The following is an 11,026-nucleotide window of genomic DNA, read 5'->3' as shown; positions in this document are numbered from 1 at the left end:
GCGCCGCGGGGGCGCCGGCCGGCGCCCCGCCCCCCGCGGCCCGGGGGCGGGGGGGGGGGGGCGGCGGGGGGGGGGGGGGGGGGGGGCCCCCCCCCCCACCACGGGACATTCAGTACGCCGTCACGACGACGGTCGAGGCCATGGTCGCCCCGAGGCTGTCGGTGACGGTCAGCCGTGCGGTGTAGGTGCCCGCCCGGGCGTACGTGTGACTGGTCGACGCGGCGTGCACGACGGTCGTGTTGTCGCCGAAGTCCCACGCGTGGTCGACGATGGTGCGCCCGGTGGCCGGCGATGCGGTGCCGTCGAACGTCACCTGAAGCGGAGCGGTCCCCGTGCTGGGCGTGGCCGTGGCCGAGATCGTGGCGTCGGTCTGCTCGCGTACGCCGGCCCCGTTGAAGCGCAGCCAGTCCAGCGCCATCAGGTCGGGCGTGCCGCCGGTCTGGTCCGGGTTGCGGAAGACCAGGTGCAGGGTGATCGTCCGGCCCGGGTCGGTCAGCTCGACGGTGGGTGACACGACGTTGTCCCACCCGCCGGTTCCGCCGATGGTGGCTCGGCCGAGGAGTTCCCCGGTGGGGGAGTCGGCCCGGAACTCGACATCACCGCCGTTGCTGCCGGAGGCGACGCCGAGGGTGACCGAGTCGATGCCACGCAGGTTGACCGGGCCGAAACTGATCGAGTCTCCGGTGTCGATGTCACCGATGCGCTTGCCGGCGCTGGCCGTCGGGCGGTCGAGCACCTCGATCCCGTTCTGCCCGTCGAAGTGCTCGGCCTCCTTGCTCCTGATCTGCAGCTCGGCCTTCGTCGAGCCGACCAGCTCCGGCGCGCCGGCCGCGCCGCCGTCGGTGTACTGCGCGGTGAGCACCGTGTACAGGTTCTGTCCCGGCCCGTGCCCGTCACCGCCGTTGGTCTCGGTCAGGGCCACCCCGCTGCACCCGATGTAGTTGTCCATCGGATGGGTGTGCGAGTCGTGGCCGAGCTGGGTCTGCACGACCACCTTCGAGCAGTCGATGGTGCCGTCCTCCGGGTCGTTCACCGTCACCGTGTACGGGATCCGGTCACCGAACTCGAAGAACGCCCCGTCCGGCACGCTGAGCGTCACCGTCGGGCGGGTGTTGCCGACCGTGATCTCGTGCACGGCCACGGCGGTCTGCCCGTTCGTGGCCGTGACGGTGAGCCGGGCGGTGAAGTGTCCCGGCGTACGGTACGTGTGGCCGGCGTTCGCGTCGGTGGAGTCGATGCTGCCGTCTCCGTCGAAGTCCCACGCGTACTCGATCGCCGTACCGTCCGGCCCACCGGAGCCCTCGCTGGAGAAGGCGACGGTCAACGGCGCGGGCCCGCTGTCCTGGTCGACGCTCAGCCTGGCTACCGGAGGCCGGCTGTGCGCGACGTAGTCGATGCGGTAGATGCCCGCGCCCTCGTTGCTGCCGCCCCGGCCACTGCCGCTGCCCTCGCCGAAGTCGATGACGTACAGCGAACCGTCCGGCCCGAACTCCGCGTCGAAGGGCTGGATCCACGACATGTCACCGAGCACGCCGTTGATGGACTGCAGATCACCCGGTCTGGTCGAGCCGAAGCGGGGGTCGCGGAACCGCTGCGCGGTCTCGTGGACCGACACCGTCTTGAACCACCTGCGGGTCAGCTCGTAGACGAACCACTTGTCCTCGAAGTATTGCGGGAACTTCGTCATCCGCGGGTTGGCCGGGTCGTAGTCGTACACCGGACCGCTCATCGGCCCGCCGCCGCCCGTGCCGAGCTCCGGGAACTCGGCGGAGGCCGAGTACGCGTACGAGATCAGCGCCGGCTGCGCGGCCGGGAGCCGGGTCAGGCCGGTGTTGTTGGGGGAGTCGTTGACCAGCGCGGCGCAGTCGAACCTCGGTCCGGAGGTGCCGGTGGCGAAGTCGTAGTCGTTGAACGGGGTGTTGTCACCGACGCAGTACGGCCAGCCGTAGTTGCCGGCCCGGGTGATCCGGTTGTACTCGACGGTTCCCTCGGGCCCGCGGTTCGGGTCGGCCGACCTGGCGTCCGGGCCGTAGTCGGCGACCAGGAGTGCGCCGCCGTTCGCGTCGACGGTGATGCGGAACGGGTTCCGCATGCCCATCGCGTACACCTCGGGCCGGGTACCCGGGGTTCCCGGCTTGAACAGGTTGTCCTTCGGGATCGAGTACCCGCCCTTGGGTAGCGGTTTGATCCGTAGGACCTTGCCGCGCAGGTCGTTGGTGTTGCCGGCGGTGCCCTGCGCGTCGAACGCCCGTCGCCCGTCCCGCTCGTCGATCGGCGCGAAGCCGCCGGACTCGAACGGATCGGTGTTGTCGCCGATGGCGGCGTACAGGTTGCCCTGCTCGTCCATGGTCAGTGATCCGCCCATGTGCGAGTTGGCGCGGGCTTCGCCGCGCCACGTCGGGATCGTGAGCAGCCGCTGCTCCGAGTCGAGGCTGACGCTGTCGTCGTCGACGGTGAACCGGGACAGGTTGAGCTGTTTCTCCACCTTGTCGGACCAGAGCAGGTAGAGCCAGTTGGTCCTGGCGAAGTTCCGGTCGAGCGTGAGCCCGAGCAGGCCGTCGGACTGGCTGGTCTGCTCCGGGGTGTAGGCGAAGTCGATGAGCGTGGTGACGGCGAGGTTCTCCTGGTCGACGACCTTCAGCGCGCCGGTGCGTTCGATGTAGAAGACTCGGCGGTCCGGCGCGACGGCGAGTTCGAACGGGTCGGAGAGATCCTGATTGACCAGCGGGATCCGCTCGAAGTTGTTGGTCCTGGTGGCGCCGCAGTCGCCGGCGGCTGCGCCGGCCGCCCACCGGATGCCGCCGAGCAGGTGCCGGAGGAACGGCTGCTCGGAGAAGGACGACGGGCTGTGCCCGCCGGCCGTGTACCAGGAGCGGCCGCCGTCGTAGTTCTGGCACCACGCGTACGGGTGGTCCACTCCCTCGTCGAGGCCGGGGATCCCGTCGCGCACCTTGACCTGCGCGAGCGTGTGGACCTTGCCCGTCGGGTTGGCCCGCCAGTTGTACCACTCCTCGCTGCGCTCCCAGAGCTCCGGCAGGTCCTTGGTGGAGGGGTGGGCGTGGTCGAGAACCTTGATCCGGCCCGGGAAGGTCCCGCCGGTGGCGGAGAAGTCCGGGTGGTTGTCGAAGATGGCCCCCACCAGGCCCTCGTACCAGTCCCAGTCGCGCTCGCTCGCCGATGCGGCGTGCAGACCGACCCAGCCGCCGCCGGCCCGGATGAACCGCTGCAGCGCGGCTCGCTGGTCGGCGTCGAGCAGATCACCGGACTGTGGGGTGGAGCTGGTGTTGTTGAACACGAGGGCGTCGAACCGTGCGAGGTTGGCGTCGGTGAACGCGCCCGCGTCGTCGGTCGCCTCGACGGCGAAGCGATGGCGTGCGCCGAGCTTCCGGATGGCGTCGACGCCGGCGGGGATCGAGTCGTGGTGAACCTCCGTGACCTTGGAGAAGACCAGTACGCGGAACGAGGTGGCGGTGGTGGTCGCCGCGCTCGCGCTGGTCGTCACGGCGCTCGTCACCAGGAGGGTGATTGCCGTGAGCAGGGCGAGAACTAGCTGGCGTTGGCGTCTCATGCACGCGCTCCTAAAACGGGACGGGAGTCGGAAAGCGCTTTCCAGCCGCCGTCCCACCCTACGAGAGCCATTCCGATCGGTCAATGTTCAGACCACCGCTTTCGAGGTGGCCGGCCTGCCGGACACCCATCGCGGCTCGCGGGGCGGCGGCCACCTGTCGGCGCGCTGGCGGGACCGGCCGCCGGGTGCGCGCGGCCCGGCCGGAGGGCGGGCCGGCATCGGTTGGCGGCCGACCGCCCGCGGGTCGATGATTGCTTTGAGGCATTCACAAGCGTCATATGAACATCGGCCTTCGGGAACCGTTGACGGGCCTGGCGAGGGTCGTTACGGTCGGATGGATCACCTCGGGAAAGCCCTTTCCGCGACGTCAGGTGGGCCGTACCCACAGCCGCCCGGCGGCGGCGTCGCGACATCGAGGAGGAGTGCCCGTGCCATACCCAGCGGCCGAGCAGAGCGCCGGCCCGGCCACGGACGACCGGCCGGGGCCCGTACCGGCGGCGGAGCCTCCGCCCGTCGCCGCGTCGGCGGGCGACCCGCCCGCGCCGCTCGGCACCCGGCCGGCCGCGCGCCTGGTGCGCCTCCTCGAACCGCTCTGGCGGCCGGCGCTGCTGCTCGCCGCGTTCTTCGCCGGCTGGTGGTTCGTCGCCGAACGCGAGTACCTGCCCAACTATCTGCTGCCCACCCCCGGCCAGGTCTGGGCGACCATGACCGAGGACTGGTCGTTCCTGATGCGCAACACGTACGTGACGCTCTACGAGACCGTCATCGGCTTCGTCCTCGCCGCCCTGCTGGGCCTCGGCACCGCTGTCCTGATCGTCTACTCCCGCACCCTGGAGAAGGCCGTCTACCCGATCGTCCTCTTCGCGCAGGTCATCCCGAAGATCGCGATCGCGCCGCTGCTCGTCGCCTGGTTCGGCGTTGGTCTCACCCCGAAGATCGTGCTGGCCGTGCTCATCGCCTTCTTCCCGGTGGTCATCTCCGGGGTGGCCGGGTTGCGATCGACCGACCCGGAGCTGCTCGACCTCTCCGCCACGATGGGCGCCGGGCCGTGGCGGACCTTCCGCAAGATCCGGTTTCCCAACTCGCTGCCGCACCTGATGTCCGGGCTGAAGGTCGCCGTCACGCTGGCCGTCGTCGGCGCGGTCGTCGGCGAGTTCGTCGGCGCCAAGGAGGGCCTCGGCTACGTACTGCTGGTGGCCAACGGCAACCTGGACGCCGCTCTGCTCTTCGCCGACCTGTTCCTGATGTCGCTGATCGGCATCGTGCTCTTCGTCGCCGTCGAGGTCGCCGAGGCGCTGCTCATCCCGTGGCACGCCAGCCGTCGCGGCGGCGTACCGCTCGCCACGTCCTGACCACGAACACCCACGCCGGCACCCACCGGGTGCTCCAGGAGGCACCACGCATGAGACGTCTCGCAATCACGGCCGTCGCACTCCTGTTGCTGGGATCGCTCGGCGCGTGCGGCGCCGGCGGCGAGCGGCAGACGACCGCCGACGGCCGGACGAAGCTGACCCTCACCCTCAACTGGGTGCCCTACGGCGAGCACGCCCCCTTCTACTACGGCCTGAAGAAGGGCTTCTACGACGCCGAGGGCATCGACCTGACGATCAGCGCCGGCGGCGGCTCCGGCAAGACCATCCAGGCGGTGGCGCAACAGCAGACCGACTTCGGCTGGGCGGACACCCCGCCACTGCTCAAGGGCATCGCCAGCGGCATGAAGGTCAAGAGCATCGGCGTGTTCCTGCAGAAGGGACCCGCCTCCATCGAGTTCCTCGCCGACAGCGGCATCAAGTCGCCCGCCGACCTCAAGGGCAAGACCGTCGGCGGCACACCGGGCGACGCCATCTACGCGACCTTCCCCGCCTGGCTGAAGGCCAACGGCCTGGCCGAGTCGGACGTCGAGGTCGTCAACCTCGACGCCGCCGGCAAGATCGCCGCGCTCGCCGAGGGTCGGGTGGACGCGATCCAGGGCTTCTTCCACGACCAGGCGCCCACCATCGAGGCGCGCACGGGCAAGCAGGTCGACTACCTGCTCTACGCCGACTGGGGAATGAACATGCTCGGCACCGGGCTCGTCGTCCACGAGGACACCCTGCGCGAGGACGCGGACCTGGTACGCGCGTTCACCCGCGCCACCCAGCGGTCCTGGGCCGAATCCGCCAAGGACATCCCCGGCGCCACGGACGCCATGGCCGAGCTGGCCGAGAACGAGCCGGACGAGCCAGTGCTCGTCGAGCAGCTCACGTTGGCCGTGCCGCTGCTCGAGATCGACGCCGGTGGCGCGCCGGGGGCCAATCCGGAGGCGAAGTGGACCGAGACCATCGGCCTGATGAGCCGGTACGCCGGCCTCGAGAACGCGGGCGGCCCGTCGACGTACTGGGACGGCTCCTACGGCGACGAGGGGTGAGGCCGACATGTCCACCAGTGCGTCGACGCTGACCGGCGCCGCCGTCGACATCACCGGCCTGACGGTCCGGTTCGAGTCCAAGCGATCCCGGACGACCGCCGTGACCGACATCAGCCTGCGGGTCGAACCCGGCGAGTTCGTCACCATCGTCGGCCCGTCCGGCTGCGGGAAGTCCACCCTGCTCAAGGTCGTCGCCGGTCTGGTGCCGGCCACCAGCGGTACCGTGAGCCTGTTCGGCCGCTCCGTACGCCGGCCGCAGCAGGACATCGGATTCGTCTTCCAGCGACCGGCGTTGCTCGAGTGGCGCAGCGTACGCAGGAACATCCTGCTCCAGGCCGAGATGCGCGGCCTGGACCGGTCGGCGGCGGCCCGCCGGGCGGACGAACTGATCGGGCTCACCGGCCTGACCGGCTTCGAGGAGGCGCTGCCGCACGAGCTCTCGGGTGGCATGCAGCAACGGGTGGCGCTGTGCCGGGCGCTGCTGCACCAGCCGCCGGTGCTGCTCATGGACGAGCCGTTCGGCGCGCTCGACGCGTTGACCCGCGAGCAGCTCAACACCGAGCTGAACCGCATCTGGCGCGACACCGGCACCACCGTCCTGCTGGTCACCCACTCCATCGCCGAGGCGGTCTTCCTCGGCACCCGCGTCGAGGTGATGAGCCCGCGGCCGGGGCGGATCGTGCGCACCTTCCCGGTCGACATCCCACCCGAACGTGACTACGCGCAGATCATGTCGGACGAGCGGTTCGACCGGCTCGCCACCCAGATCCGCGGGCTGCTCGGCGCGGGCGCCAACCACTGAACCATCCGGCCCGCCCGGCGCCCGCGCCCCCTGTCGGGCGCGCCGCAGGGGAGGGGAGACGGTTCATCGACGTACCTGAAAGGCGAGCTGATGACCGGTCACAGCGGAGGGCCGTCCATGCCCCTGCCCGGCGGGATCGGCGTGTCCCGGCTCTGCGTCTACGACACGGTCGCGCCCGACGGGGAGGCCGGCGGCACACCGCACCTGCACCTGTGCTGCGCCGAGGCGTACGTGGTGGTGGCCGGCGCCGGGCTCGTGCAGACCCTCACCCTCGCCGGGTACCGCGAGACCCGGCTGCGACCCGGGGCGGTCGTCTGCTTCGGCCCCGGCACGATCCACCGGCTGGTCAACCACGGCAACCTGCAGATCGTGGTCCTCATGCAGAACAGCGGCCTGCCGGAGGCGGGTGACGCGGTGCTGACCCTGCCGCCGCAGCACCTCGCCGACCCGGCGACCTACGCGGCGGCCACCGCGCTGCCCGGCGGGGGAGCACCCGGTACCGACCTGACTGCCGCGTACGCTCGCCGTGACCTCGCCGTACGCGGATTCGAGCGACTCCGGGCGGCCGCGAACGACGGCGACCTCGCTCCGCTGCGCGACTTCCACCGCGCCGCCGTCCGCCTCGTCCGGCCGTTCGTCGACACCTGGCGAGCGCGATGGCTGAGCGGCGCGTTGCGGGCGGCCACCGAGACCGGCCGCCAGCTCGACGCGCTCTCCCGCGGCGAGGCGGCACACCTGGCCGACCCGGTGGTCCATCGGTTCGCCGAGCCGCACGAGCGGGGCCGGCACGGAATGTGCGGGTTGCTCGACACCTATCCGGCGACCTGACCGGCCAGTGAGGAGGCCCGGCCGCACGGGAAGAACGCCTCGGTGCGGCCCGTGTTCTCGCGGGCCGAGCAGGTGTACCCCGACTGTCCCATCGAAGTACTACTGTGCCCGACATGACTGCCACTCCTGCTGAGTCCCGGGTCGATTCCGCCCTGGATCCCTCGGGTGCGCGGATCCGCGACATGGGTACGGCGGCCGTGGAGTGGGCTGCCGCCTATGCCGAGTCGATCCGCGACCTGCCCATCACACCGAATACCTCCGCCGCCGAACTGAAGCAGCGGCTCACCGAACCGCTGCCCGTCGACGGACGCGACTTCGCCGACCTGCTCGACGTCTTCCGCGAGGTGATCGTGCCGGGGAGCCGGCACAACGGCCATCCGCGCTTCTTCGGGTACGTCTCGGCGCCGGGCACCGCGGTCGCCGCAGTCGCCGATTTCCTCGCGTCGGCGCTGAACGCGAATCTGCCCGCGTGGCGGTCGGCACCCGCCCCCACCGAGCTGGAGCACCTCACGATCGGCTGGATCAAGGAGGCGCTGGGCTGCGATCCGAGCGCCGGCGGGCTGTTCACCAGCGGCGGGTCGATGGCGAACTTCACGGCGCTGGCCGCCGCCCGGCACCGTCACTGCGGCGACGCGGTCGCCATGCAGGGCGCGAGCGCGCATCCCGCGCCACTGCGTGTGTACGTCTCCACCGAGACCCACCACTCGGTGCACAAGGCGGCGGCGCTGCTCGGCATCGGGCGCGCCAACGTGCGCGAGATCCCGGTCGACGCCCGATTCCGGATGGACGTCGACGCGCTCGTGCAGGCCATCGAGCAGGACCGGGCGGCGGGTGCTGAGCCGTTCTGCGTGGTGGCGAACGCGGGCACCGTGGTCACCGGCGCGGTCGACCCGCTTCGTGAGATCGGGGCGGTCGCCCGCCGCTACGGGCTGTGGATGCACGTCGACGGCTGCTACGGCGGCTTCGCCCGGCTGGCCCCGTCGGCCAGGTCGCTCTTCGACGGGGTGGCGGAGGCCGACTCGATCGCGCTCGATCCGCACAAGTGGCTCTACCTGCCCGCCGACTGCGGCTGTCTCATCTACCGCGACCCCGAGGCCGCGCGGGCCGCCTTCCGGCTCGACGCCGACTACACCCGGGTCACCCAGACCGAGTCTGCCGAGGCGTTCGCGTTCTGGGACTACGGCCCCGACCTTTCTCGGCGTTTCCGGGCGCTCAAGGTGTGGATGCTGCTGGCCCACGCCGGCTCCCGGGCGTTGGGCGAGGCGATCGAGGCGAACCTCGACTGCGCCCGCCATCTGGGGGAGCTCGTCGACGCGAGCGACGACTTCGAGCTCGTCGCCCCGGTCGGGCTCTCGATCGTCTGCTTCCGCTACCTGCCCCGGGCCCTGCGTGACGAACCACGGTCCGAGTCGGACGAGCAGCGGCTCGACGGCCTCAACGAGCGCATCATGGTGGCGCTGCAACAGGCCGGCGGCTCCTACCTGTCCAACGCGTCCGTCAACGGTCGCTTCGCCCTGCGCGGCTGTGTGCTCAACTACCGCACGACGCGGCGGGACATGGAGATCCTGCTCGACGACGTACGCCGGGCCGCGGAGACGGTGAACGACTAAATCCCTCCTGGCCACCCGTTTTGTCCGGGATTGGCCATGCACGCTCAGTGCCCGAGCGGCCATCGAAGGAGGTCTTGCGCTGTCTTCGTATACAACATACGCTCCCCGAATCGCCCACATGAGGAGCTCTCAAATGACGAACCTCCCCTTCCGCGAACCGAGCCTGCCGAGGCTCCGTCCACTCCGGGTCGCGCTGGCCGCGGTCGCCGTGGCCTGCACGGTCGCGGCGTGCTCGCCGGTCTCGGAAGGCGGGGGCGGCACCGGCTCGGGTGGAAACCAGTCGGCGGGCCAGGACTCGTTCGGCACCCCGGCCGACCCGGCCACCGTGCGCGACGGCGGCAACCTGGTCATCGCGCTCTCCGCCGAACCCGACGCGCTCGACCCGACCCTGTCGCGCAGCCTCTACTCGCGCTACGTCTTCCAGGCAATGTGCCAGAAGCTCTACGACGTCGACGAGAAGGCGCAGGTCGTACCGCAGCTGGCGACCGCGCTCCCCACCACCAGCAGCGACGGCAAGAGCGTGACCATCCCGCTGCGCGAGAACGTGCGCTTCGCCGACGGAACGCAGTTCGACGCCGCCGCCGTGAAGGCCACCATCGAGCGGCACCTGAGCAACGCCCGTTCGGCGCGCAAGAGCGAACTCGGCCCGGTCGCGGGCGTCGACACGCCGGACGCCCACACCGTGGTCATCCGACTGCAGCAACCGTTCGCACCCCTGGTCGGCGCGCTCGCCGACCGCGCCGGCATGATCATGAGCCCGAAGGCGCTGCAGACCCTAGGCGACGACTTCGCCTCCGCTCCGGTCTGCGTCGGCCCGTTCAAGTTCGCCAAGCGGGTACCGCAGAACTCCATCGAGGTCGTGCGGGACCCGAACTTCTACGACGCCTCGAAGGTGCACCTCGACGGCATCACCTGGCGCATCCTCAGCGACGCGAGCATCCGCGCCGCCAACCTGCGCTCCGGCGATGCTCAGGTCGCCGACACCGTCTCCACCCAGGACGTCGCCGCGCTGCAGCAGGACTCCGCGCTCACCGTCCTGCAATCGCAGTCCCTCGGCTACCAGGGCCTCACCTTCAACATCGGCAACGTCGACGGGGTCGGCGCCGCACCGAAGAGCATCGACCGGCCCATCGCGCAGAACGCGAAGATCCGGCAGGCCTTCGAGCACGCCATCGACCGGAAGGCGCTGGTGCAGGCGGTCTTCAACGGCATCCACGCCGAGGCCTGCTCGCCCATCTCCCCCGCGAGCCCGTTCTCGTCGCCGGAGGCGCAGAACTGCCCGGCGCACGACCCTGCCAAGGCGAAGCAGTTGCTCGCCGAGGCCGGCGTCAAGACTCCCTACCCGGTGACGATCCTCGCGTCGAACACGCCCGACAACCTGCGCCTGGTGCAGGCCCTGCAGGCCATGGTCAAGGAGGGTGGCTTCGACCTGAAGATCAACCCGGTCGAGTACTCCTCCCTCCTCGACGAGCAGGACCGCGGCAACTTCGAGCTGCTGCAGCTGGGCTGGAGCGGGCGCATCGACCCGGACGCCAACATCACCAACTTCGTCGGCACCCGGGCCAGCCAGAACGTCGCCGGCTACAGCAACCCGCAGCTCGACGACCTGCTGACGCAGGCCCGCCAGACCAACGACACCGAGGAGCGCAAGAAGTTCTACGGGCAGGCGGTGACGCTTCTCCAGCAGGACGACGCGCTGATCTACCTGTACCGGCAGCGGAACCTGACCGCCTTCTCCAACAAGATCCAGGGTCTGCAGGTCTTCCCCGACGGCGTGATCCGCGCGGCCTTCGCCGGATTCACCAAGTAGG

The 11,026-nt window shown here is 70.6% G+C and carries 7 protein-coding genes; 6 read left to right on the top strand and 1 reads right to left on the bottom strand.

All coding sequences use genetic code 11. The annotated features are described in order from the left end of the window. Nucleotides 1-109 precede the first annotated feature (109 nt). Nucleotides 110-3,568, bottom strand: a complete 3,459-nt coding sequence (locus ABZS42_RS07765; protein ID WP_355143158.1) for a ThuA domain-containing protein — start codon at nucleotides 3,566-3,568, stop codon at nucleotides 110-112. Between the two features lie 428 nt (nucleotides 3,569-3,996). Between ABZS42_RS07765 and ABZS42_RS07760 the strand changes: the two genes are divergently transcribed. The 6 genes from ABZS42_RS07760 (at nucleotide 3,997) to ABZS42_RS07735 (ending at nucleotide 11,025) form a co-directional block, all read left to right on the top strand. Further along, a complete protein-coding gene (locus ABZS42_RS07760; protein ID WP_355143157.1) occupies nucleotides 3,997-4,920 on the top strand; it encodes an ABC transporter permease in 924 nt (307 codons plus the stop codon). Nucleotides 4,921-4,970: 50 nt separating this feature from the next. Next, a complete protein-coding gene (locus ABZS42_RS07755; protein WP_355143156.1) occupies nucleotides 4,971-5,975 on the top strand; it encodes an ABC transporter substrate-binding protein in 1,005 nt (334 codons plus the stop codon). A 7-nt stretch (nucleotides 5,976-5,982) separates the two neighbouring features. Then, the gene (locus tag ABZS42_RS07750) at nucleotides 5,983-6,777 is read left to right on the top strand and encodes an ABC transporter ATP-binding protein (RefSeq protein WP_355143155.1); all 795 of its coding nucleotides are present in this window, start codon (nucleotides 5,983-5,985) and stop codon (nucleotides 6,775-6,777) included. Nucleotides 6,778-6,867: 90 nt separating this feature from the next. Beyond that, on the top strand, nucleotides 6,868-7,605 hold the full coding sequence (locus tag ABZS42_RS07745; RefSeq protein ID WP_355143154.1) for a cupin domain-containing protein: 738 nt from the start codon (nucleotides 6,868-6,870) through the stop codon (nucleotides 7,603-7,605). 113 nt (nucleotides 7,606-7,718) lie between these two features. Continuing rightward, nucleotides 7,719-9,215, top strand: a complete 1,497-nt coding sequence (locus ABZS42_RS07740) for an aspartate aminotransferase family protein (RefSeq protein WP_355143153.1) — start codon at nucleotides 7,719-7,721, stop codon at nucleotides 9,213-9,215. 133 nt (nucleotides 9,216-9,348) lie between these two features. After that, entirely contained in the window at nucleotides 9,349-11,025 is a 1,677-nt protein-coding gene (locus tag ABZS42_RS07735) for an ABC transporter substrate-binding protein (protein WP_355143152.1), read from the top strand. Nucleotide 11,026 lies beyond the last annotated feature (1 nt).

This window comes from Micromonospora sp. NPDC005367, from assembly GCF_040606825.1.
In the GTDB taxonomy this organism is placed as follows: Bacteria; Actinomycetota; Actinomycetes; order Mycobacteriales; family Micromonosporaceae; genus Micromonospora.
The sequence above is the reverse complement of the archived record's forward strand: the minus strand, read 5'-3'. Positions and strand labels throughout refer to the sequence as shown.